20 protein-coding genes, 1 tRNA gene and 1 pseudogene are annotated in these 24,298 nt (G+C 59.8%); 4 read left to right on the forward strand and 18 right to left on the reverse strand.

Going from position 1 to position 24,298, the window contains the following annotated elements:
* Positions 1–82 precede the first annotated feature (82 nt).
* Genes BREU_RS03460 through BREU_RS03470 form a run of 3 tightly spaced genes read right to left on the reverse strand, consistent with a single transcriptional unit; the run spans position 83 to position 2,994 of the window.
* Positions 83–1,507, reverse strand: coding sequence for an NAD(P)(+) transhydrogenase (Re/Si-specific) subunit beta (locus BREU_RS03460; protein ID WP_044088340.1), 1,425 nt, complete (start codon positions 1,505–1,507; stop codon positions 83–85).
* Positions 1,507–1,812 carry an NAD(P) transhydrogenase subunit alpha part 2 gene (locus BREU_RS03465; RefSeq protein WP_044088476.1) on the reverse strand — a complete coding sequence of 102 codons (306 nt, stop codon included), beginning with the start codon at positions 1,810–1,812 and terminating at the stop codon, positions 1,507–1,509. Before BREU_RS03465 ends, BREU_RS03460 begins: the two co-directional genes overlap by 1 nt.
* Before the next feature lie 21 nt (positions 1,813–1,833).
* The gene (locus BREU_RS03470) at positions 1,834–2,994 is read right to left on the reverse strand and encodes an NAD(P) transhydrogenase subunit alpha (RefSeq protein WP_044088342.1); all 1,161 of its coding nucleotides are present in this window, start codon (positions 2,992–2,994) and stop codon (positions 1,834–1,836) included.
* A gap of 225 nt (positions 2,995–3,219) precedes the next feature.
* On the opposite strand from BREU_RS03470, the pseudogene BREU_RS03475 reads away from it, so the two are divergent.
* Positions 3,220–5,252: pseudogene (locus tag BREU_RS03475) on the forward strand (AMP-dependent synthetase/ligase).
* A gap of 127 nt (positions 5,253–5,379) precedes the next feature.
* Here the strand turns inward: BREU_RS03475 and era are convergent.
* The 6 genes from era to BREU_RS03505 all read right to left on the reverse strand — a co-directional run bounded on the left by era (position 5,380) and on the right by BREU_RS03505 (position 10,816).
* A complete protein-coding gene (era, locus tag BREU_RS03480; RefSeq protein ID WP_140463136.1) occupies positions 5,380–6,375 on the reverse strand; it encodes a GTPase Era in 996 nt (331 codons plus the stop codon).
* Between the two features lie 37 nt (positions 6,376–6,412).
* On the reverse strand, positions 6,413–7,852 hold the full coding sequence (locus tag BREU_RS03485; protein WP_044088345.1) for a hemolysin family protein: 1,440 nt from the start codon (positions 7,850–7,852) through the stop codon (positions 6,413–6,415).
* A 24-nt stretch (positions 7,853–7,876) separates the two neighbouring features.
* On the reverse strand, positions 7,877–8,428 hold the full coding sequence (gene ybeY / locus BREU_RS03490) for an rRNA maturation RNase YbeY (protein WP_044088346.1): 552 nt from the start codon (positions 8,426–8,428) through the stop codon (positions 7,877–7,879).
* A complete protein-coding gene (locus BREU_RS03495) occupies positions 8,418–9,572 on the reverse strand; it encodes a PhoH family protein (protein ID WP_044088348.1) in 1,155 nt (384 codons plus the stop codon). The genes ybeY and BREU_RS03495 overlap by 11 nt, the downstream gene beginning before the upstream one ends.
* Before the next feature lie 15 nt (positions 9,573–9,587).
* Positions 9,588–9,926: a histidine triad nucleotide-binding protein gene (locus BREU_RS03500; protein WP_044088349.1), complete on the reverse strand. Its 339-nt coding sequence runs from the start codon at positions 9,924–9,926 to the stop codon at positions 9,588–9,590.
* 92 nt (positions 9,927–10,018) lie between these two features.
* Positions 10,019–10,816, reverse strand: a complete 798-nt coding sequence (locus BREU_RS03505; protein WP_044088350.1) for a 16S rRNA (uracil(1498)-N(3))-methyltransferase — start codon at positions 10,814–10,816, stop codon at positions 10,019–10,021.
* A gap of 95 nt (positions 10,817–10,911) precedes the next feature.
* Between BREU_RS03505 and BREU_RS03510 the strand changes: the two genes are divergently transcribed.
* The 3 genes from BREU_RS03510 (at position 10,912) to glgC (ending at position 13,511) form a co-directional block, all read left to right on the forward strand.
* Positions 10,912–10,999 (forward strand) — tRNA-Leu (locus BREU_RS03510).
* A gap of 52 nt (positions 11,000–11,051) precedes the next feature.
* Positions 11,052–11,933 (forward strand): TrmH family RNA methyltransferase, encoded by an 882-nt coding sequence (locus BREU_RS03515; protein ID WP_044088351.1) that lies wholly within the window; start codon positions 11,052–11,054, stop codon positions 11,931–11,933.
* A gap of 333 nt (positions 11,934–12,266) precedes the next feature.
* Positions 12,267–13,511 (forward strand): glucose-1-phosphate adenylyltransferase, encoded by a 1,245-nt coding sequence (glgC, locus tag BREU_RS03520; RefSeq protein WP_044088352.1) that lies wholly within the window; start codon positions 12,267–12,269, stop codon positions 13,509–13,511.
* A 107-nt stretch (positions 13,512–13,618) separates the two neighbouring features.
* On the opposite strand, the gene BREU_RS03525 is transcribed toward glgC, so the two are convergent.
* The 9 genes from BREU_RS03525 to aroQ form a co-directional block, all read right to left on the reverse strand.
* The gene (locus tag BREU_RS03525; RefSeq protein WP_044088354.1) at positions 13,619–14,212 is read right to left on the reverse strand and encodes a metal-sulfur cluster assembly factor; all 594 of its coding nucleotides are present in this window, start codon (positions 14,210–14,212) and stop codon (positions 13,619–13,621) included.
* A gap of 7 nt (positions 14,213–14,219) precedes the next feature.
* On the reverse strand, positions 14,220–14,774 hold the full coding sequence (gene sufU, locus BREU_RS03530) for a Fe-S cluster assembly sulfur transfer protein SufU (RefSeq protein ID WP_044088355.1): 555 nt from the start codon (positions 14,772–14,774) through the stop codon (positions 14,220–14,222).
* An 8-nt stretch (positions 14,775–14,782) separates the two neighbouring features.
* Positions 14,783–16,057, reverse strand: coding sequence for a cysteine desulfurase (locus BREU_RS03535; RefSeq protein ID WP_044088356.1), 1,275 nt, complete (start codon positions 16,055–16,057; stop codon positions 14,783–14,785).
* Between the two features lie 274 nt (positions 16,058–16,331).
* Positions 16,332–17,111, reverse strand: a complete 780-nt coding sequence (gene sufC / locus BREU_RS03540; RefSeq protein ID WP_044088357.1) for a Fe-S cluster assembly ATPase SufC — start codon at positions 17,109–17,111, stop codon at positions 16,332–16,334.
* A 43-nt stretch (positions 17,112–17,154) separates the two neighbouring features.
* Positions 17,155–18,390 carry a Fe-S cluster assembly protein SufD gene (sufD, locus tag BREU_RS03545; protein WP_044095810.1) on the reverse strand — a complete coding sequence of 412 codons (1,236 nt, stop codon included), beginning with the start codon at positions 18,388–18,390 and terminating at the stop codon, positions 17,155–17,157.
* Positions 18,391–18,395: 5 nt separating this feature from the next.
* Positions 18,396–19,895, reverse strand: coding sequence for a Fe-S cluster assembly protein SufB (gene sufB, locus BREU_RS03550; protein WP_044088360.1), 1,500 nt, complete (start codon positions 19,893–19,895; stop codon positions 18,396–18,398).
* A 212-nt stretch (positions 19,896–20,107) separates the two neighbouring features.
* The gene (locus BREU_RS03555; protein WP_044088361.1) at positions 20,108–21,733 is read right to left on the reverse strand and encodes a L,D-transpeptidase family protein; all 1,626 of its coding nucleotides are present in this window, start codon (positions 21,731–21,733) and stop codon (positions 20,108–20,110) included.
* A 207-nt stretch (positions 21,734–21,940) separates the two neighbouring features.
* A complete protein-coding gene (locus BREU_RS03560) occupies positions 21,941–23,605 on the reverse strand; it encodes a CTP synthase (protein WP_044088362.1) in 1,665 nt (554 codons plus the stop codon).
* A gap of 142 nt (positions 23,606–23,747) precedes the next feature.
* Complete coding sequence (gene aroQ, locus BREU_RS03565) at positions 23,748–24,206, reverse strand: type II 3-dehydroquinate dehydratase (protein WP_044088364.1); 459 nt, start codon at positions 24,204–24,206, stop codon at positions 23,748–23,750.
* Between the last annotated feature and the right edge of the window lie 92 nt (positions 24,207–24,298).

Raw genomic sequence — 24,298 nt, forward strand, 5'->3', positions numbered from 1 at the left:
GCCAAAAACGAAAGGGGGCTTCCCATCGCACTGCATGCGTGCTTTGGGGAGCCCCTGTTCTATGGATTATGGATTGCGGCAATCAGGCCAGCAATTCCTTGACGGCGGCGATGACGGCCTGCAGGCTCTTCTTCGCGTCACCGAACAGCATCTGCGTGTTGTCCTCGAAGTAGAGCTCGTTCTGGATGCCTGCGTAGCCCATGCCGCGGCCGCGCTTCATGACGACCACGTTCTGCGCCTTGTCCACGTCGAGAATCGGCATGCCGGAGACTGGGGTGCCGGGGCGGCGTGCGGCCGGGTTGGTCACGTCGTTCGCGCCGACGACCAGGGCCACGTTGGCCTGCGGGAACTGCGGATTGATCTCATCGAGATCCACGAGCTCCTCATAGGGCACGTTGGCCTCGGCGAGCAGCACGTTCATGTGGCCCGGCATACGGCCGGCGACCGGGTGGATAGCGTAGGACACTTCGACGCCATGGTTCTTCAGCAGCTCGCCGAGGTCGGCGAGCTCGCGCTGGGCCTGAGCCTGAGCCAGACCGAAGCCGGGCACGAAGATGACCTTCTGCGCGTAGACGAGCTGGACTGCCAGATCGTCGGGCGTGGTCTCCTTCATCGTGCCCTCCGGGCCCTCGCCTGCAGCGGCTGCACCGGAACCACCGCCGAAGCCGCCGGCGAGGACGGACAGCAGCGGACGGTTCATGGCTTGGGCCATGAGGATGGACAGGGTCACGCCGGCCGAGCCGACGAGCGCGCCGGCCACGATCAACGCCACGTTGTCGATGGCCAGACCGGACATGGCCACGGCCGTACCGGTGCATGCGTTGAGTACGGAGATGACGACGGGCATGTCGGCGCCGCCGATCGGAATGACGAACACCAAGCCGTAGCACAGGGCGAACACGGTGGTCAGAATCGACCAGAGCAGACGCTGCTCGGGCTGGACGCACAGCATGACCAATGCGGCGATGGACAGCACGGCGAACAGCACATTCCACACGCCCTTGCCGGGCAGCGAGAGTTTCTTGACCCATTTGATGCCCTGCAGCTTGCCGGCGGCGATCAGCGAACCGGTGAAGGTCACAGAACCGATGAGGATGCCGAGGCCAGCGGTGATGAGCACGACGATGTCCGGCGTGCCTTCCTTGGTGAGGATGTCGTTCAACGCCACCAACGCGGCCGCGCCGCCGCCCACCGTGTTGAACACGGAGACCAGCTGCGGCATGTCGGTCATCTTGACCTTCTTGGCGGAGACCACACCTGCCACCGCGCCCAGAAGAATGCCGACGACGAGCACCACCACGGCCACGGTGTTCACGAATCCCTTGGCGAAGAGCACGATGAACGCCATGAGCACGGCAACAACCATGCCGAACGCGGAGATCTGGTTGCCTTTGCGCGCGGTCTTCGGGGAGTTCATGAAGTGCAGGCCGATCACGAACATGACGGCCGAGAACAGATATACGAACCAGGCGACGATGTCGATGGTTCCCACGGTTGCGGAGGCCATTACTTCGACTCTCCCTTCTTCTCGTTCTTATTGGATTTGAACATCTCCAGCATGTGGTCGGTGACCACATAGCCGCCGACCACGTTCATCGTGCCGAGCACGGCGGCCAGGAAGATGAACACATAGGCCAATGGCGAATTGGCTTCGGCGGCCACAATCACCACGCCGACGATGACGATGCCGTGGATGGAGTTCGCGCCGGACATCAACGGCGTGTGCAGGGTCGCCGGCACCTTGCCGATGACCTCGATGCCGATGAGCAGCGCGAGCACAAATAAGGTGATGGATACGACGAGTGTAGGCATGATCAATCCTTCTTCCTTGACTCACTCGGATTTCGTGGCAAGCTCTTCGGCCGGAACGACCTCGGCGCGGCCGGCGACCACCAAAGCGTCGTCCAGCTCTTCGCTCAGATCCTGACTGAGCTTGCCGTCGCGAATGAAGTGCACGAGAATGTCGGCCACGTTGCGGGCCAGCAGGTTGGATGCAGTGGTGGCCACGCCGGAGGCGAGGTACGGGGCGCCGATCAGCTTGACGCCGCCCTCGGTCACCTGCTCCCCCACTGCCGAACCCTCGACATTGCCGCCGAGCTCGGAGGCCGCGCAGTCGACGACCACGGCACCCCGGTGCAGTCCCTTGACGCCGGCGGCGGTGAGCAGTACCGGAGGCTTGCGGCCGGGAACCTTGGCTGTGGTGATGATGATGTCGAATTCGGCGGCCTTCTTGTCCACTGCAGCCTGCTGTTGCGCCTGCTCTTCGGCACTCAGCGCACGGGCGTAGCCGCCCTCACCCTGACCTGCGGAGAAATCGAGCCCCAAATCGAGGAACTTGGCGCCAAGGGACTCGACCTCCCCCTTGGACGCAGGACGAACATCGTAGGCAGTGACCACTGCACCGAGTCGACGCAGCGTGCCGATGGCCTGCAGTCCGGCGATGCCGGCTCCGAGCACCAGCGCCTTGGCCGGGCGGATGGTGCCGGCTGCGGTGGTCATCATCGGCAGGAACGACCCATAGGCGTCAGCTGCCGTGATGGCAGCCTTGTATCCCATGACCGAGTTCTGTGAGGTCATCTCGTCCATAGACTGGGCGCTGGAGAGCTTGCGCGGCAGCTTCTCGATGCCGATGCCGACCAATCCGGCTTGCTCCAACGCGTCGATGTACTCGGCATCCGTGAAGGAACCGAGCATGCCGATAACCCACTGGCCGGCTGTGAGCTTGCTGACTGTTCCTGCGGATGGCCTGTCGACGAAGCCGAGTGCATCGGCCTTGCCCAGCACGGTTGCACGGTCGGAGACCACGGCTCCGGCTTTCTCATAATCCTCATCGGTGTATTCTGCGGCAGTCCCGGCACCGGATTCGATGATGCAGGAGACTGCGTTCCTGCGCAGCCGGGTGACGATATCCGGCGTCAGCGCGACGCGGGACTCCGTTTCGGACGTTTCGTTCACAACGCCGAACACCACGGTGGGTTCTTGGGTTTCAGCCATGAGACCCCTTTCTGTTCAACTTTGAATGGAAATGATTATCCAGATGCAAGTGTAACCGCAACATGTCCGATGCATCGGTTGATTTCTTACCGTTGCGCGAGGTTTTCCTACGGTTGCGTAAGGTGACGAGTTCGGTTCGCGCGATTACAATTTGTCTGTTGAGAAGCGTTCGGGCGCCACTGGCCTATGCCCGGACGGCATTGACACGTATAGCAGGAGCAAGAATTGTCGGTTATCAATTCCTTCACGCAACACACCATCGACCTCACCCGTAGGCGCTGAGGCTGGGGTCCGACTTCGTCCACCCAGTGCACGACGACACTCCGGACGAGCCCGATTACCTGTCCAACGCCGACGTGCCGGTCGAAGCCGACATCGCACTGCCGCATAGCGATGACTGGGATGACGGACATCTGACCGTCACCGACATCGATCCGGTTTCGGGTCTGCTCACCACCTCCACCGAAGGCAACCCGCCGCTGGATGAGGGCACGTCCATCTACGACCTGTATGCGGACCGCGCCAAGCGCATGGGCAACGAACCTCTGTATACGTACAAGTCAGGCAACGAGTGGGTCACCGTGACCGCCAACGAGTTCCTGGCCGACGTGCGTGCGGTGGCCAAGGGCCTACTGCATTACGGTCTGAAAAAGGGCGATGCCGTGGCGTTCATGTGCCGCACGTCATATGACTGGGATCTGACGGACGCGGCGATCATGGCCTGTGGCGGCGTGCTGGCGACCATCTACGACACCGATTCCGCCGAGCAGATCCGCAACATCGTCAACAATTCCGATGCACGTCTGCTGATCGTGCAGGATGCCGACATGCGCGAGAAGGCGGATGGCGCTGTGGAGGAATGCCCGTCTCTCGAGCACATCCTCACCATCGAAACCGGTGCGCTTGACGAAATCAAGGCGTACGGCGCCGGCGTGTCGGACGAGGAACTGGACGAGCGCATCGATTCGGTGAAGAAGACCGATCTGTGCTCCATCGTCTACACGTCCGGTTCCACCGCTGCGCCCAAGGGCGTGGAGATGACCCATGAGCACTACTGCCAGACCGCGCTGAATCTGCCGGACTACATGCCCGAGCTGTTGCACGACAAGAGGAACACCATCCTGCTGTTCCTGCCGCAGGCGCATTCCTTCGCCCGCGCCATCAACTACATCGTCGTTGCCTCGGACATTCACATCTACATCGCCACCGGCATCAAGACGCTGATCGGCGACTTGCAGGTGGCCAAGCCTTCCATCATGATCGTGGTGCCGCGCGTGTTGGAGAAGGTGTACAACGCCGCATCGCAGAAGGCCGGGCACGGCCCCAAAGGCGTGGTGTTCGCTTCCGCCGTGGTAGCCGCTCAGGATTACATGAAGGAAATCTCGGCAAACGGGAAGGCCGGAGCCCTGACCAGAGCCCGTCGTGCAGCATTCGATCCTATTGTCTATTCGTCCTTGCGCGAGGTACTTGGCGGACGAGCCAAGTGGTTTGTGGCCGGTGGCGCTCCGCTCGATCCCGAACTGCTGGCCTTCTTCCGTGGCGCGAACGTGCCGGTGTATGAAGGTTATGGTCTGACCGAAACGACCGCTCCGTGCGCCTTTAACCCGCTGGGGACCCCGTTCCACGCCGGATCCGTCGGCATCGCGTTCCCCGGTTTCTCCCTGCGCATTGCCGAAGATGGCGAAATCCAGGTCAAGGGTCGTGCCGTGTTCCCGCGTTATCACAAGAACGACGAGGCGACTGAATTGTCGTTCACCGAGGACGGATGGTACGCCACCGGCGATTTGGGCCGCATCGACAACGACGGCTTCCTGTACATCACCGGCCGCAAGAAGGACCTCATCATCACCGCAGGCGGCAAGAACGTCTCCCCCGGCCCGATCGAAGAAGTGATTCAACGTTGCGAGATCGTCTCCCAAGCTCTGGTGCTGGGCGACAAGCGCCCGTTCATCTCCGCGCTCATCACGCTGGATGAGGAATCGTTGCGCCCGTGGCTGGCCGCAAAAGGTCTGGACGAGCACATGTCGATGGAGGACGCCGCGCAGAACGCCGCGGTGCGCGCCGAAGTGCAGAAGTGGGTCGATCAGGCCAACGAAGGCGTCTCCAGGGCCGAGTCCGTGCGCAAGTTCATCATCCTGCCTGAGGAATTCACCCAGGAGAACGGTCTGATGACCGCATCGATGAAGGTGATTCGCCCCAAGGTCATCAAGCGCTACTCCACCTTGCTGAACACCCAGATGTACACCAGGAAGAAGTAAACGAAAACAGCATGCGGATATGAGGAGGGGCTTCCCGATTGGGAAGCCCCTCCTTCGTTGATGAATGCACTACCCCTCAGCCCCGCTTCGCGGGACAGCTCCCCTGACAAGGGGAGCCGATATACCGTCAGAAGCCAAGGCGCTCTAGCTGCTTAGGATCGGACTGCCAGCCTTTGGCCACCTTGACATGGAGGTCGAGTTTCGCCTTCTGCCCGACAATGCGGTTGACCGGCGTGCGCAGCTTCTTCTTCACGTAGGTAAGGTTCGACGCGCCTTTGCCGATGATGATCGGCTTCTGCGAGTCGCGTTCCACATAGATCGACACATGCACTTCGGCCTTGCCGTCATAGCCGGCACCGGTTTCGTTGTCCTGCGGATAATCGATGGAGTCCACCACAACCGCCAGCGAATGAGGCAACTCATCATCCAACGCTTCGAGGAACGTTCCACGGACGAGTTCGGCGATGGTCTCTTCCGGACGCTCCTCACTGATCATGTCGGTGGGATACATCTTTGGGCCTTCGGGCATATGCTCGATGAGCACCTTCTTGACCTCGTCGAGATTGTCGTATTCCAACGCGCTCACCGGTACGATGTCGGTGAAATCGGCGAAACCATTGATTTCAATGAGCTTGTTGATCAGAGCCTGTCTGTTCAGCTCATCGATCTTGGTGACGATGGCGATCAGCGGAATCTTCCAGGAAAACGTGCCGTCTTCGCGCTTGACGGCGAAATCGGTACGCAAACGGGACAGGATGCGCTTGTCACCGGGACCGATCTCCTGATCTGCGGGAAGCAGGAACGCCACCTCGTCCACATCGGACAGCGATTCCTCCACCACATCGTTCAATCGTTGCCCCAGCAATGTGCGCGGCCTGTGAATGCCGGGTGTGTCCACCAGCACCAGCTGCGCATGCTCGGTGGTCAGAATGCCTCGGATGGCCTTACGCGTGGTCTCCGGTCGAGATGATGCGATGGCGATCTGCTTGCCGATAAGCGCGTTGATCAGCGTGGACTTGCCCACATTCGGACGCCCCACCACGGCAACGAATCCGGAGCGGTATGGCACCTCTGACGCTTCATGGGTGCGGTCCGCATCCTGTACGGACACGGCAACCGCCATGTTCACGGCTTCATTCTGATCATCGCTTTGGGTCATATCACTCCTTGTCGGCGTTGCCGGCGTTCTGCCCATCCCCGTCGGATGCGCCACCGTCATTCTCACTGATTGTGCCATCTTCCTCGTCACCCTCGACGTGTGCCGGTTCTACGACGATGGTGGAGACCTTCTTACGGCGTCCTGCGGAATCGACCGCAGTCAGACGCAGTCCACGAGTGACTGCGGAGGCCCCGACGATCGGAACCCGTCCGATCAGCTTGGTCAGCAGACCATAAACGGTATCCACATCGTCCTCGTCGATGTCGATCTCGAAGATCTCCTCGAGCTCGGCGATCGGCGTACGCGCGGGCATCTTCCACTTGTTCTCGCCTATCTTTTCCGGCTCACTGTGCTGGATGCGGTCATGTTCGTCCTCGAGTTCGCCGACGATCTGTTCAAGCGTGTCCTCGATGGTCACCATACCGGCGATACCGCCATATTCGTCCACGACCACAGCCACATGCTGACGGGAACGCTGCATCTCATGGAACAGGTCATCCACCGGCTTGGACTCAGGCACCAGCAGAGGCTGACGGACGATCGACTCCACCTCGCGGCTTAGAGCGGACGGGTTGAAGGCGGTGGCACGCACGGCATCCTTGAGATACGCCACGCCGATCAGATCATCGACATCCTCGCCAATGACCGGCACACGGGAGAATCCGGAACGGGAGAACAGTTTCAATGCCGAAGACAACGTGGTGCCGCGCTCCATGCAAATCATGTCGGTGCGAGGAACCATGATCTCGCGGGTCAGCGTATCGGACAACGTCAGCACGTTGCGCAGCATTTCGGAGACTTCGGGATCGAAATCATTGGATTCGACCAAGCGATCGATGGCGGCCTTGCCTTGCTCGAGCTGTATTTTCTCCAGCTCCTCATCGTCCGACAGGTCGGAATCCTTGGACTTGCGCCCCGCCCCCTTGCCGTTCTTTTCGGAACCGATGCGGGCGAACGGCGTGATCTTGCATCCCAATGCGACGATGGTCGAACTGGACAGCATGATCTCCACAGGCTTGGCCATACCGGTTGTGCGCGGACGCACCAACACGGAGACCACGGCCACCACGATGGCGAACAGGAACCCCGCCAGCAGGCTAATCCATAGCTCAAGCCCCCATAATGACGTGATGGCGCATACGAGGACGCCATCAAGCACATTGCAGGTGATGCGGAAGAAAGCGCAACTGCCTGCCGTGGCATACCGATTCGCAATCAGACGCTGCACCCGGTGAATCTTGTCGATTTTCTTCATCTTGAGGAACTGACTCATTTCAGAGTCGGTCTGCACTTCAAGAATCATGTTGTTCAGGCTGGCGCGGGTCACGCGGGCGACTGCGCCTTCGGCCGCCGCCATCGTCAGGGACAGCCAGACGAAAAAGGCAGCGGTCAGTACAAGAATGACAGTGACTGAGATGAGGGTGGTACTGGAATACTCCATGGTGATGATGTGCCGTCCTTGAATCTATTGTTTGGCGTTGAGATCTCGTCCGGTGCCATGCGAGGCATCGTATATGGCCAATGCGTCGGGCGTGCCTTCCGGCAGCGTGGCCTGCACGTTGGCGTCCTGACGCAAAGCGAAGAACGTGAGCAGCAATTGGCGCTGCAGACCGAACATCTGCCGCTCCTGTTCGGGAGTCGTGTGATCGTATCCGAGCAGATGCAGAATGCCGTGGATGGTGAGCAGCAGCATCTCGCTCATTGTGCTGTGTCCGGCTGCGGCGGCCTGCTGTGCGGCGACCCAGGGACAGATGACGATATCGCCGAGTACACCCTCCATGACGGTTTTGCCGTCTCCAGGACGCAGCTCATCCATCGGAAAACTCATGACGTCAGTAGGCCCCTCGAGATTCATCCATCTCATGTGGAGTTCCGCGATGGGGTCGGGGTCCACGAACATGATGGTCAGATCAGACTGGGTGCTGACCCGCATCTGATCGAGCACCCATATGCCCAGATCGGAGAACACCTTGGGGTCGATGTTCCACTGGGTTTCATTGGTCACGTCAACGCTCATTGGACTCCTCGCTCGGGTTCGTCGTTTCCACGGGCTTTGCGGCATGCCGTCGGCCTCTCATACCGCGATGATCTCCTGCAATCGCCGCATGGCGGTCGTACGCCGCCACGATCCTGCCGACCAGCTGGTGACGCACCACATCCTCGGTATTCAGATGCACGAAGGCGATGTCGTCGATGCCGTCCAGAATCCCCTCGATGGTGGCGAGGCCGGAACGGGGAACGGCCAGATCGACCTGGGTGATATCGCCGGTGATCACCATCCGCGTATTGAAGCCGAGACGGGTGAGGAACATCTTCATCTGCTGTTCAGTGGTGTTCTGAGCCTCGTCGAGAATCACGAAGGCGTCATTGAGCGTACGCCCGCGCATGTATGCGAGAGGCGCCACCTCGATGGTGTTGTCGTCCATGAGCTTCTTGAGCTGATCGGCGCCCAGCATGTCGCCGAGCGCGTCATACAGCGGGCGCAGATAGGGGTCGACCTTGTCGTTCAGCGTGCCGGGCAGGAAGCCCAGGTTTTCGCCGGCCTCCACCGCAGGACGGGTGAGGATGATTCGACGGATTTCCTTGTCCTGGAACGCCCGCACGGCTTTGGCTACCGCAAGATAGGTCTTGCCGGTGCCGGCAGGCCCGATGCCAAAGGTGATGGTATGTGACGCAATGGCGTTCACATATGCCATCTGGCCGGGCGTCTTGGCCCGTACGGGCACACCTGCGGCAAAGGTGATGACGCCGGGGACAATGGGTTTGCGATACACAGGGTCGTGCGCTCCTGCCGTACGCGCACGGGAACGCTCGGCGACCGTCGACCGCACGAGTCTGTCATGCGCCGGCCCGTGGCCGGGATGCTCGAGCCGTACGTGGTTCTTCAATACGTTCTGGTCAAGCATGCGACGCACGGTATCCGCATCCATCGGAGCGGTATACGCGGCCTGGATGATGGTATTGATGAACTCTTCGGCCTGTGCCGCCTGCGACTCGGTCTGCTTGGATCGGGAGACTATGGCCACACGATTGCCCCGCACGATGATGGTCAGGTCGGAGAAGGCCCTCTCCACCTCACGAATGACCTCGTCGACCGGACCGAACACAGCTACCGGGTCAAGCTGGGAAGGAATGGTGATGGTGCGTGTTGTTGTTGCCACGGGAAGAATGGATTCCTATTCGTCGAGCTTTTCACCGGTCAGCACATGCGCATGCACGTGGAATACCGTCTGTCCGGCGTCAAGGCCGGTATTGAACACCAGCCGGTACGCCCCGTGGAAGGATTCATCGGCGATATGCTGGGCGATGGATACGATGTGCGCCAGTTCGGCAGGATCGGCTGCGGCAAGTTCGGCGGCATTGGCGTAGTGCTTCTTGGGCACTACCAGAACATGAATCTTCGCTTTGGGATTGATGTCCTTGAACGCGTACGTGGTGTCGTCTTCATAGACCTTGCTGCTGGGAATCTGACCTGCGATGATCTTGCAGAACAGGCATTCATCGGATTCGCTCATCATGCTCCTCGTTCTTCTGTGGTTGCATTCCTGTTTCAGCTTAGCGCGAGGCCGTTACTCGATGTGACGGAAAACCGCTGTTCAACACCGATTCACTCGTATCGCCCCAAGACGCGCGACAGCAGCGACAATGCCACAGGCCCCGCCGTGGCTGCGCGCATGATGGTATGGCCCAATACGCAGGTCAGAGCGCCCGCTTTGGTGAATTCCGAGATCTCCGCCTCGCTGATGCCGCCTTCCGGTCCTACGACCACGCTGATGGTTCTTGGCCGGCCGTCTTCCAGGGTGCGTTCCATCAACTGTGAGACCTTGCACTCAACGCCTGACCAGGTATCCGTGGCGTCCTGGTGCAGTACGATGACCAGATCGCCATGCACGCAGGCCCTGCGGCAAATCGCCGTGACCTCCTTGCTCGATACGCATGGTTCAAGCCGTGGCCTGAACACTCTGCGCGATTGCTCCGTGGCTGCGTCAAGCACGGAACCCCATTTCCTGTCAGTGCGACCGGCCTTCCATTTGGCGATGGATCGGTCGGCCTGCCACGGCACCACCTGGTCGACGCCGATCTGCGTGGCCATATCGATGGCCTGTTCATCGTGTCCGGTCTTCGCCAATGCCTGGATGAGCGACAACCTCGTCAGCGGTTCCGGTTCCCGACCGACTTCGACGACTTCCGCCAGTCCTTCTTCCGGATCCGACATCACCGCCTGGATCCTGAGCCCATGTCCATCGGACAGTTGCAGGCTGTCACCCGCCTTCAATCGCATGGCCTGCACGGCATGACGCCTGACATGGGCGGGCAGTGTCAGCTTCCATCCCGCATGGAGCTCATCGCTATTCACCGGCACGTTATCGACCTGTGGGTCGAAGAGGAATACAGCATCAGTCATGCCTTCAAGGCTACACGCGACACGCCGAACACACGCGCGAATTGCATCTTCGTAATTTGCTGCTAAAGTATCTACTCGTTGTCCAAACGACACCTGCCCGGGTGGCGGAATGGTAGACGCGCTAGCTTGAGGTGCTAGTGCCTATTTTATACAGGCGTACGGGTTCAAGTCCCGTCTCGGGCACAGATAAACCCCTTGCAATGCAAGGGGTTTTTCGTTATTCGAAAGGCTCACCATGCGATTCATCACATTGCAGTCCGTCGACGATCCGCGCGTCGAGGCATATGTGAGCCTTACGGAAATGCAGCTGCGCAACCGTCTGGAACCGGAAAAAGGCGTCTTCATCGCCGAATCGCCCAAGGTCATCGACCGCGCCCTGGCAGCTGGCAGGGAACCGCTTTCGCTGCTGGTGGAGGAGCCTTGGCTCGAAGGCATGCGACAGACCTTCGACTTCATCGATGCGAGGTGGGGCGATTCGATTCCCGTATATGTGGCCTCCCCCGAACAGCTCAAGCGTCTGACCGGATACCGGCTGCACCGTGGCGCATTATGCGCCATGCGCCGCTGGCAGTTGCCGTCCGTAGCAGAGGTATGCCGGACCGCCACACGTGTGGCGGTGATGGAGAACATCGTCGACCACACCAATGTAGGAGCCTTGATGCGTTCGGCAGCGGCGCTGGATGTGGACGCGGTCCTGGTCACACCATCCTGCGGGGATCCCCTGTATCGCCGTGCCGCCCGCGTCTCGATGGGTACGGTGTTCCAGGTGCCATGGACCCGGATCACAGGCTTTAACGAGGATGGCACGGAAGACAAGCATTATTGGCCGTTCCGGGGTATCGACGAGTTGAAATCGTTGGGATTCACCACTGTGGCCATGGCTCTTGAGGACCGCTCCATCTCATTGGAAGAGCTCACACGTCGGCTGCATGCGCCGGCTGACGATCCGACACATATCGGCAAGCTCGCGCTTATTTTCGGCACCGAAGGCGACGGGCTGTCGCATCACACCATCGCACGCGCCGACCTGACCGTCAAAATCCCCATGAGTCATGGCGTCGACAGCCTCAATGTGGCCGCCTCCAGCGCGGTCGCCTTCTACGCCACCAGGCACTGATCTTCGTTTTTCACAATCCTCTCATCAGACAGACGTCAGACTGACGCCGAGTCTCGCATCACTGCACCTTGCAACTTGACATGCCGCACCTTGCAACGCGATGTGGTGCACGTCACAATCCCTGTATGCGCTAGACAGCCTTCACACACAACCGAATGTCCTGCATCGCGTACGAATCCGTGCAACAGTTCATCACAAGTTCACGGCACGCGGAAGCGATATCCTTGCATGTTCGTTTTTTTCTGCAATTATTAACTATGTAAACCAGATGCAACGATGCGTTTGGCCAAGTAGTGCGGTGTCGAAAGACGCTCCGACAAGAGAGGATAAACGATGGCCAAGAATCCTAAGATTCTGTCGATTGTGCTTGCAGGCGGTGAGGGGACCCGTCTGATGCCGTTAACCCGAGATCGGGCCAAGCCCGCTGTCCCCTTCGGAGGCGTATACCGCCTGATTGATTTCCCGCTCAGCAATCTGGTGAATTCAGGGTATCGCCAGGTGGTGGTGCTGACGCAGTACAAGTCCCACTCGCTCGATCGTCATATCTCCCAAGTGTGGCGATTCTCCCCCTTGCTGGGTTCGTACGTCTCCCCTGTGCCGGCGCAGCAGCGACTCGGCAAGCACTGGTACCTCGGTTCGGCGGATGCCATCTACCAGACCATCAACATCATTGAGGACGTTCAGCCTGACATCGTGGTCATCGTCGGTGCCGATCACGTCTACCGCATGGACTTCGAGCAGATGGTGCAGCAGCATATCGAATCCGGCGCGGAATTCACCGTCGCCGGCATCCGCCAGCCCATTGAGGAATCGAAGCAATTCGGCGTTATTCAAGTGGATCCCGATCATCCGAACATGATCAAGAACTTCGAGGAGAAGCCCGCCTCCACCACCGGCCTGCCCGACAACCCGAGCCAGATCCTGGCTTCCATGGGCAACTATGTGGCCAACACCAAGGCGCTGTTCGAGGCTCTGGCGCTCGACGAGAAAGCCGCAGACACCAAGCACGATATGGGCGGCGACATCGCCCCCTACTTCGCGTCGCGCAACGAAGCCGGTGTATACGACTTCAATTCCAACGAGATTCCTGGTGCCACGGCCACCGATCACGCATACTGGCGTGACGTGGGTACCATCAAGCAGTTCTACGATGCGCACATGGATCTGATCGCCTATGTGCCTGAGTTCAACCTGTACAACCAGGATTGGCCGATCTACACGATGTCCGGCAACCTGCCGCCGGCCAAGTTCGTGCACGCCGGCCGTGACCGCCTCGGACACGCCACGGATTCGATTGTCTCCCCCGGTGTGATCGTCTCCGGTGGCGAGGTGCACCACTCCGTGCTCTCCCCCAACGTGCGCATCCACTCCTGGGCCCAGATCGTGGACTCCGTGCTGTTCGACGGTGTGATCATCAACCGCCGCGCACGCGTCTACAAAGCGATTCTCGACAAGAACGTGGTACTCACCGAGAACTCCACGGTCGGCATCGATACCGAGCACGATCTGGCACGTGGCTTCACGGTCACTCCGGATGGCATCACCGTAGTGCCGAAGAACACCATCGTCGATGACTGATTGACGGCATCATAGTATGCAAAGGCCCCGCGATATGATTCGCGGGGCCTTTGCATATCTCAGTTTACTGAACTGGTATCGCTCTGTGGCAGCTGAGCCGAATTCAATCAGTACTGCGGCATGTTGTCGAAGTTGAATCCAAGGGCCGCGAGTTGGTCGCGCCCCTCAGGAGTGATGCGATCCATGGTCCAACGGGGATCCCACGTCCAATCGATGCGGAATTCCTCGACCAGACCGGCCAGCGTGGATGCGCATTCGTCTTCGATGAGGTCAGTAAGCGGGCACGCGGGCGTGGTCAGCGTCATCGTGATGATGGCACGGCCGAGTTCGTCGATCTCAATGCCGTACACCAGACCGAGGTCGATGACGTCGATGCCCAACTCCGGGTCGATGACCTGATGCAACGCCTCACGTACATCCTCTGCGGTGGCGCGCCCGATATCGTCCACGGCCTTCAACGGAATGTCATTGCCGTCCGACTTGTCGGGCTCGTCCGAGCACCCGCAGGCACCGTGATGGTTGCCACAGGCGCAGGTGTCATCATCATGATCGGCAGGCTCAACCGGATGTCCGTTCGGGAATCCCTTGGCCAATGCAGGGTTCATCATCACGCGGCGCGAGGCCTCCTCGTCCTTCAGCACGTCATTGACGGCGTCGAAGATGGACGGCTGCGGTTCGGGAACCAGATTGTTGTCGGTCATAGCTACCTCAGTTCTTTGCGGCAAGGGCTTTGGCGATGGAATCCTTCAGCCCCTCCCAGCCTAGCAGAGCGCATTTGATACGCATAGGGTATTTGGAAACGCCTTGGAACACAACGGCATCGCCCAATTTGTCTTCCAAAGCCTCATCGTTCAGGCCGGCGCCGCGTGATTCCATGAGCTTATGGAACACCTGCTCCAATCCCATGGCCTCTTCCACGGTTTTGCCGTCCACGAGATCCACCATCACGGACAGACTGGCCTGGGAAATCGAACAGCCGTGGCCGTCCCATACCAGACGCTTGATGGTGTGGGACTCGTCATCGGACACCTCCACGTGGACGGTGGCCTCATCACCGCATGTGGGGTTGAACTGATGCGATTCACCGGGAGTGCAGTACTCGTGGGTGGCGCGAACCGTCGTATTGGCAACGGCCTCACCGGATTGCTCCGTTGCAGCATCAGGAGCGAACGACTCCTTGCCGTGCGGATGCTTGGAAGCCTCAAGAATGACCTCCTGATACATCTGCTCGAGTTCGTCTCCGCTCATGCCGAAATCACTCATAAATGCAACTACTCCACTTCAAAGAACTTACGGATGCCTTGTGCCGCCTCGACCAATGTCTGGGCGTCCTCGACGGAATTGTAGACGCCGCTCGAGGCTCGGTTGGACGCATACAGGCCGAAATGACGGTGAACCGGCTGAGCGCAGTGGTGTCCGACACGGATGGCGATGCCCTGTGCGTCGATGTACTGGCCCACATCATGCGGATGCACGCCCTTGACGTCGAACGCCACAGTGCCGATACGGTTCACATTCTCACGCGGGCCCAGGATACGGATGCCATCGATGTCGCCGAGCTTGAGCAGTTCGGCGGCGATGGTCCGCTCATGTGCCTCGATGTTCTCAAGGCCGATGTTCATCATCCATTCGGCTGCCACGCCTGCGGCGACCACCTGAGACACCGGCTGAGTGCCGGCCTCGAAGCGTGCCGGCGGGGCCATGTACTGCGCCTCATGGTCCATGTAGGCGAGTTCCACCATGGAACCGCCAAAGTTGGCCGGCGGCAGCGCCTCGAGCAGTTCGCGCTTGCCGTACAGAAAGCCGACGCCGGTCGGGCCGTACATCTTGTGCGCGCTCCATGCCGCAAAATCGACATCCAGCGCATGGAAATCGACTTTGAGATGAGGCACGGACTGGCATGCGTCCAGAATGAACACGGCACCCACAGCGTGCGCGCGCTTGATGATGGGTGCAATATCGGTGATGGCTCCGGTCGTATTGCCCACATGGGTGACGGCGACCACCTTAGTGCGCTCGGTGATAACCTCATCGAGATTGTCGGTGCGCACGCGACCGTCCTCGGTCAGATCGATCCACTTGAACGCGGCCCCGGTGCGGTAAGCCAGTTCCTGGAACGGGAGCAGCACGGAATGATGTTCCGCACGGGAGACGACAATCTCATCACCGGGCTTCAGAGCGAAGCGCTTGGCCGCCTCTCCCCCGCGCCCGAGGGACGCATTGCCGAACGCGGTGGCCAATAGGTTCAAGCCGGCGGTGGCACCACCGGTGACCACAATCTCCTCCTCGCCTTCGGCGGCGTTCGCACCGACCAGCTTGGCGACCTTGGCGCGGGCCTCCTCGAAGGCCATCGTGCTGCGGGCTGCCAACTCGTGTGCGCCGCGGTGCACGCCGGCGTTGATGGTGCGATAGAAATCGGCCTCGGCGTCAATCACCGCGTTCGGCTTCTGCGAGGTCGCCGCGGAATCCAGATACACCAGCGGGTGCCCGTGGATCCGCTGATCCAGAATCGGGAACTCACCCCGAATCGCCTCAAAATCAACCATTATCATTCCCCTTCGTTGTGCTGTGCTTTCCCGTTCCGTTTATACTGACCGTGGGTCGGTAGGGGTGTGTTGCTCGACACGCTCCAGGCCGCTCAGGCCAAGTCCTTACGGTCGAGCAACACACCCCTACCAACCCACTCATCGTAACGATATTTCCATAGGGAGCGTGCGGACCGAATATGCTGTTGCCGGGCGTAAAGCTTGACCCGAGCGGCCTGGAGCGGTCCCGGCAACAGCATATTCGGTCCGCACGCGGTCAGAGTGCAATATCAGGCTAGGCCAGCGCGGATTCGGAATCGGCACCTTCAGGCAGGTAGGCGTCGTAGCCGTGCTCTTCAAGCTCGTCGGCCAGCTCCGGACCACCGGTCTTGACGAAGTGGCCATCAGCGAACACATGCACGATGTCCGGCTTGATGTACTTCAGGATTCGCGTGTAGTGCGTGACCATGAGGATGCCGAACTGGTTGGCTTCCTTGGCACGGTTCACACCTTCGGATACGATGCGCAGGGCGTCGACGTCGAGTCCCGAATCGGTCTCGTCAAGGATGGCGAACTTCGGCTTGAGCAGTTCGAGCTGCAGCACTTCGGCGCGCTTCTTCTCACCGCCGGAGAAGCCTTCATTGACCGAACGGGTGGCGAACTTCGGATCCATCTTGAGACGCTTCATGGCTTCGGACAGGTCCTTGGCCCACTGGCGGATGCCCGGTGCCTCGCCATCGATCTCGGTCTTCGCGGTCCGCAGGAAGTTGGTCATGGAGACGCCCGGCACTTCCACCGGATACTGCATGGCCAGGAACAGGCCTGCCTTGGCGCGCTCATCCGGGGTCATCTTGAGGATGTCCTGTCCGTCGAGCAGCGCTTCGCCGGAATCGACCACATACTTGGGATGGCCGGCGAGCGTGTACGCCAATGTGGACTTGCCGGAACCGTTCGGTCCCATGATGGCATGCGTCTCACCGGAGTGGACGGTCAGGGTGGCACCCTTGAGAATCTGCTTGGTGCCTTCCTTGGTCTCCACATGAACGTGAAGATCCTTGATTTCGAGTGTTGACATGTTGTGCTCCTAATAACGTGTGTTCGTAACTTGCAGCCGGGGCTTACTTGTCTTCGAGGACCTGCGCCACGGCTTTGTTCTCGCCACGTGCGAGGCGGCGATCGATGACATCCATCAGATGTTCGGAGATGGCGGGGATGCCGATCTCCTCCACGAGTTCGCCGAAGAAGCCTCGTACCACGAGCTTGCGGGCATCGGCTTCGGGAATGCCGCGGGACTCGAGGTAGAACAGCTCCTCATCATCGAAACGGCCGACCGAGGAGGCGTGGCCTGCACCGATGATGTTGCCGTTCTCGATCTCGAGGTTCGGTTCGGAATCGGCGATGGCTCCCGGCGTCAGCACGAGGTTGCGGTTGAGCTCGTAGGAATCGGTGCCGGGGCGCTGTGGCTGAATCAGCGCGTTGCCCACCCATGTGGAGTGCGCGCCCTTGCCATCCAAGGCACCCTTGTACACGACGCGTGACTTGCAGTCGGGATGGTTGTGAACCACCATCGTGCGGTGCTCGATATGCTCGCCGGGATCGACGAAGTAAATGCCGAGCATGTTGAGGTCGCCCTGCTCGCCACCGAAATCCTGGTCCATGCGGATGCGCACGATGTCGCCGCTCAGTGTCACCACGGAATGGCGCAGGGACGCGCCCTCGCCTACGTGGATGCGATGGTTGCCCACATGCTTGGCGGTTTTCGCCCATTCCTGAATGAAGGTGGTGGAAACATGGGAATCCCTGCCCGTGGTGATTTCAACGCCTTCGGCCAGACGCGCATCGCCGTCATGCTCGATGACGACATCGGCATGCGCACGGTCTGCTGCGGCGATCACCAGATGGAACGCGTCGAGGTCCTCCCCCGCGCCATGCACCTTGACCAGCACCGGCTGAGCGATTTCACCTTCCAATTCAAGAATGGTGGCGGTGGCACCGGACTCCCATTCCACAGCGGAGACTCGGTCATTCGGCTTGGACACCGTGCCGGACAGGCCTTCACCGAGCTTCGTCTGCGTAAGCTTGACGCCTTCGACCAGCGGCGATCCATCAATCATCGAAACTTCGATCTGTGTTTCGCCTGACGGCTTGAACACGTTGAAGAACTCACTGATGCGTTCGATGGGCGTGTATCGCCATTCATCCTGCTTGCGGTCGGGTTCAGGGTAGTCGTTCGCGTCGAACGAGCGGACGGCGTGGTCGACCGAAGACGGCATGGCCGCCGGAACCGCATACGGGTCATTGGGATCCGCCACCGGAATGTTGATTTCCTTGACGGGTGTTGTTGTATCGGCCATTGCTATCAGCCCACCGATCCTTCCATCTGAAGTTCCACAAGTCTGTTGAGTTCAAGCGCGTATTCCATCGGCAGCTCGCGGCTAATCGGCTCCACGAAGCCGCGCACGATCATGCCCTGCGCCTCCTCTTCGGTGAGTCCTCGACTCATCAGGTAGAAGAGCTGGTCTTCGGAGATCTTCGAAACGGTGGCCTCATGCGCCATGGAGACGTCGTCCTCACGCACATCCACATGCGGGTAGGTGTCAGAGCGGGAGAAATCGTCGACGAGCAGTGCGTCACACACCGTGGAGTTGGACGAACCCTCCGCGCCCTTGACGATCTTGACGAGACCGCGATAGGCGGAACGACCTCCACCGCGGGAGATGGACTTCGCCACGATGGTGGAACTGGTGTGCGGGGCGAGATGGATCATCTTCGCACCGGTGTCCTGATATTGGCCCTTGCCGGCGAAACCAAGCGACATGGTAGAGGCCTTCGCATACGGCTCGGCGAGTATGCAGGCCGGGTATTTCATGGTGGCCTTGGAACCGATGTTGCCATCCACCCATTCCATCGTGCCGCCCTCGCGTACATAGGCACGCTGGGTGACGAGGTTGTACACGTTGTTGGACCAGTTCTGCACGGTGGTGTACCGCACGCGGGCGTGCTTCTCGACGATGATTTCGACGATGGCGGCGTGCAGTGAATCCTCGGACCAGATCGGTGCGGTGCAGCCTTCCACGTAATGCACGTAGGAGCCTTCATCGGCGATAATCAGCGTACGCTCGAACTGGCCCATGGCCGGCGTATTGATACGGAAGTAGGCCTGCAGCGGGATGTCGACATGCACGCCCTTCGGCACATAGACAAACGAGCCTCCAGACCATGCGGCGGTGTTCAACGCACCGAACTTGTTGTCCTCCGGAGGTACGACGGTACCGAAATACTTGCGCACCAGGTCGGGATATTCGCGCACCGCGGTATCGGTGTCGACGAAGATCACGCCTTTGTTCTTCAGATCTTCCTGGATGGAATTGTAGATCACCTCGGACTCGTACTGAGCAGCCACGCCTGAGACCAGACGCTTCTTTTCTGCCTCGGGAATGCCGAGACGGTCATAGGTGCTGCGGATGTCGTCGGGCAGTTCCTCCCAGGTCTTGGCCTGCTTGTCAATGGGCTTGACGTAGTACTTGAAATCGTCCGCGTTGAAGCCGGACAGATCCACACCCCACTTGGGCATGGGCTTGTCCAGAAAAGCCTTGAAGCCGCGCAGTCGCATATCGAGCATCCACTGCGGCTCTCCCTTGTCGGCGCTGATGGCTCGGACCACATTCTCGTCGATGCCTCGTTTGGCGGCCTCACCGGCCGCATCGGAATCATGCCAGCCATAGCTGTAATCGCCGAACTGGCTGATGATCTCGTCATCCTTTTTGATCTTGTCCTCGTTGACGCGTGAACGGTCGGCCACGTACTGGCTCATCTCCACGTCAGCGGCGGCGTTTGGCGCTGTGTTTTCGCTCACCATCCTGCCTTCCTTGTTGCTCAATATCCTACGTAAACCTAACAGAACCCGTGTCTAAACACCACTGCCCACACTGCATATTGGCTGTGCGCTGACGTGATGTGCGGCACATGGCATGCCACACATAATGACAGGCCCGCTATGGAATGCCATAACGAGCCTGTCCGGCTTAACGGTATACCCGCTGGATACACCGCACATGATAGTCCAGAGGATTACAGTTGCACGTGCACGCTGGTGCCCATCAGACACCAATCGTAGAACCAATCGGACACATCCCATCCGATGCCCACGCAGCCGTGGGAGATGTTGTTCATGCCGGCGATGGTGGCGTCGCTGGTGAAGCTTGACTTGGCGATACGGTGAATTGCGCAGCCGTCCTTGGAGAAGTAGTTGACATCGCCCACGCCCTTGACGCTCCAAGTCGAGGTGCTGCCGTCGGAGAGCTTGACGCTGCCGCTCATGTCCTGGGTCGGATACTTGAGCCAGACCTTGAAATCACCGGTAGGGGTGCACAGATCGCCTTCGCACACACCCGTGGTCGGATTGTTGTCCTCGCCCACGGAGGCATGGAAGGTCTTGATCTCCTGGTCGTTTTCGTATACATGGACGAGACGGTCGGACAGATCAACGACAACGTGACGTTTGGTCTTCTTGGTCTGCATTGGATCCACAGTGCCCTCGACGCTTACAGAGCCGCTTCCCTTGGCAAGAGCCTCGACCGCATCGTTGCCGACACTGCCATCGGCACCGGTGGTGATGGTGACACCGTCATGGCCTTCCTTGATGACTTTCAGTTCGTCGCCGTCATTGTTGACGATGACCTCACGGTCTTCCCGGCTGGTCTGGAAAGTGGGCTTGATTGACTGATCGTAATACTGCTGAATCTTGTTCGCATCGAACACCACGTATCCGTTGCGGGTCTCCCCGGAAGCGAGCTTGCCGTTCTTGTTGGCATCGACACGCATGGATGCAGCCAACGCCCGTGCATCGACGGAAGCAATCTGATGGTCGCCGATCTTGATAGCCACCGGGTTCTTGATGAGATTGTCAAGTGTGGACTTGGCGTCATTCGCGACGGTGTCGGTGATCTGTGGATCCGTGCTCTTCAATGAGACCTCTACGGTTGGGGAGGAATCATTGCCGAGCGATTTGATCGAAGCCACTGCGGCTTCAGCCACAGGCTTGGCGTCCAGGCCCTTGCCCGGCTGGCCAGGCACCACATCGAAGGCGTTCTTATCCGCGTTGAGATTCACCGAAGCATCGATGGGCTTGACCTCATCGACGCCGAGCTTGGAGTTCAAGGTGGTGCTATTCGCAGCCGAGACGCTAGCAGGAGCTACATCCACGTTCTTCTTGACCCAAAACGCATACTGCTGCCACCATGCACTATCGCGCTTGGCGTTGACCACATCGGAGGCTATCGCATCGGAATCAACACTCAGCCCGAGATCCTTGAGGGAGATTTTGGCGGTCTTGCCTTCATAGGAAGCGGTCACCGTGGTGTTGCTCACCGCATCATCGATCTGTGCGGCGATATGGCTCTTGCTCTGCCCCATGACCGGATTGCCCCACAGGGTGGCGCCGGGAAGAGCGTGCGATTGGAAGAACCAGAACCCACCACCGCATACTGCGCCCAGCACCGCCACGACACCCAGCACAATCCACGGCCAGACGTGGCGCTTCCGCGGCTTGACGCGGATGGCATGCTCCGCAACGCCGTTCACCGGTGGCTGCACGACGTCAAAAGGCGCGAAGACCGCCGTCGTCTCACCATCGCTCACAGACTTGGCGATACCGGGCTGCGATATGCCCACCGGCTGTCCAAAGTTATCGGTCATGTGACTATTACACACTCTCTCGTTGGTTGTTCCCCGTGCTTATGCACTTGACGCCATTATGCCCTATCCCCGTGAACATGCAGAGGCATCGGCCTCTTCTCCACCTTCAGCGCATATGACCTTGCTCACATATATGCAAAAACTCTCGCTGGTGGCACCCAGTGAGAGTTTTTGCAACATAGCGTTACGCCAATGGTGTTCAGCCGTTCAGCTGCGAGCTTCCTTGTGGTCGAGCGCGGCCTTCACCAGACCGGCGAACAACGGATGCGGCTTGGTCGGACGGGACTTGAACTCCGGGTGGGCCTGGGTGGCCACGTAGAACGGATGCACATCCTGCGGAAGCTCGACGAACTCGGTGAGCTCGCCGTCCGGGCTTTGGCCGGAGATGCGCAGGCCGCCTTCGCGCAGCCGGTCCTTGTAGGCCACGTTGACCTCGTAACGGTGACGATGGCGTTCGGTGACGTGCGTTGTACCGTACAACTCAGCGACCAGGGAGCCCTCCTCCAGCTCAGCCGGATAGGAGCCCAGACGCATGGTGTGGCCCATATCACCCTTACCGGCCACAATGTCCTTCTGCTCCTCCATGGTGGCGATTACCGGATTGGCGCAATCAGGCTCGAACTCGGTGGAGTTGGCGTCCTCGATGCCCAGCACGTGGCGGGCGTATTCGATGACCATGGACTGCAGGCCAAGGCACAGACCGAGTGCCGGAAGGCCGTTCTCACGGGCGAACTTCAGCGCTCCGATCTTGCCTTCGATGCCACGGATGCCGAAGCCACCGGGAATCACGATGCCATCGATGTTGTCGAGGGCTGCGGCCGCACCTTCGGTGGTCTCGCAACGGTCTGCGGCGACCCACTTGACGTTGACCTTGGCCCAGTTGGCGAAGCCGCCGGCCTTGATGGCCTCGGTGACCGACAGGTAGGCGTCCGGCAGGTCGATATACTTGCCGACAATGGCGATATTCACCTCATGCTTGGGGTGATGGACGCGCTCGAGCAGGTCGGCCCATTCGTCCCAGTCGACGTCGTGGAACGGCAGACCGAGCTCACGCACCACATACGCATCGAGCCCCTCGTTGAAGAGGATCTTCGGCACATCGTAGATGCTCGGCGCGTCCACGCAGTTGACCACACCTTCCTCGTCCACGTCGCACATCAGGGAGATCTTGTCCTTGATGGACTTGTTGAGCGGACGGTCGGAACGCAGCACCAGCGCGTCCGGGGAGATGCCCAATTGACGCAGCATCATCACGGAGTGCTGGGTCGGCTTGGTCTTGAGCTCATGCGCCGCGGAGATGTAGGGCACCAGGGAGACGTGCACGAACATGCAGTTCTCCGGGCCGAGGTCGCGGCGCACCTCACGGGCCGCCTCCAGGAAGGGCTGGGATTCGATGTCGCCCACAGTGCCGCCGATCTCGGTGATGATCACATCGACGTCATCGGATGCCTGGGCGCGCATGCGGGACTTGATTTCGTTGGTGATGTGCGGGATGACCTGCACGCACTGGCCGAGGTATTCGCCGGCGCGCTCCTTGCGCAGCACCTCCTGATAGATCTGGCCGGTGGTGACGTTCGCCTTCTGACTCAGGAACACATCGAGGAAGCGTTCGTAGTGGCCGATGTCGAGATCGGTCTCCGCACCATCCTCTGTCACGTACACCTCACCGTGCTGGAACGGGTTCATCGTGCCGGGGTCCACATTGATGTACGGATCAAGCTTCTGCTGCAGCACGTGAATGCCACGGCTGCGCAGCAGACGTCCGAGGGAAGATGCGGTCAGGCCCTTGCCGAGGGAGGAAACAACGCCACCGGTAACGAAAATATGCTTGGTAACGTGCTCTTGGGAATTGCCATGTGTTCTTCTAACCATGGAATTTCACTGTATCATCCGCACGTGACCCGGCGTGTTCGCCCCTGGCCGCCCACAAGCCACACACACATGCGCCATCCACAAACCATCGTCCAAGCTCACCAAGGAAGAACAATCGATGCACATGATTCAGCAGACACGCTCACTGACCGATGATGTGAGCGACAGCCTCGAGCGCCAGTTTGTAGCCGTAGAAGCCCATTCCCGTGATGGTGCCGGTGGCGACTGGGGAAATCACGGAACGCTTGCGGAATTCGTCGCGCGCCGAGGGGTTGGAAATGTGGACCTCCATCAATGGCAGACCCGCGTCGCCGACCATGTGGGCTGCGTCGGCGAGCGCGTACGAGTAGTGTGTGAAGGCCGCGGGATTCATCACCACCGGCGTCTTCTCGTCGGCGGCCTGATGCATCCAATGCACCATCTCGGCCTCATTGTCGGTCTGGCGCACCTCGACTTCAAGACCCAGTTCAGCGCCCCACTGCGTGCACAGGCGACGCAGTTCCTCGAGGTCCTGACGGCCATAGACATCGGGCTGACGCACTCCGAGACGTCCGAGATTCGGACCGTTGACGACGATGACCTTGGTGAATTCAGTGGACATGTTATTCTCTCCCTCCGCCCCTTCGGGGCACCTCCCTCGGCAGAGGGAGACAGTACCAATGACATCCCAATGACGCCGATGCCATCAATCAA

The sequence above is a fragment of the Bifidobacterium reuteri DSM 23975 genome, from assembly GCF_000741695.1.
GTDB classification, from domain to species: Bacteria; Actinomycetota; Actinomycetes; order Actinomycetales; family Bifidobacteriaceae; genus Bifidobacterium; species Bifidobacterium reuteri.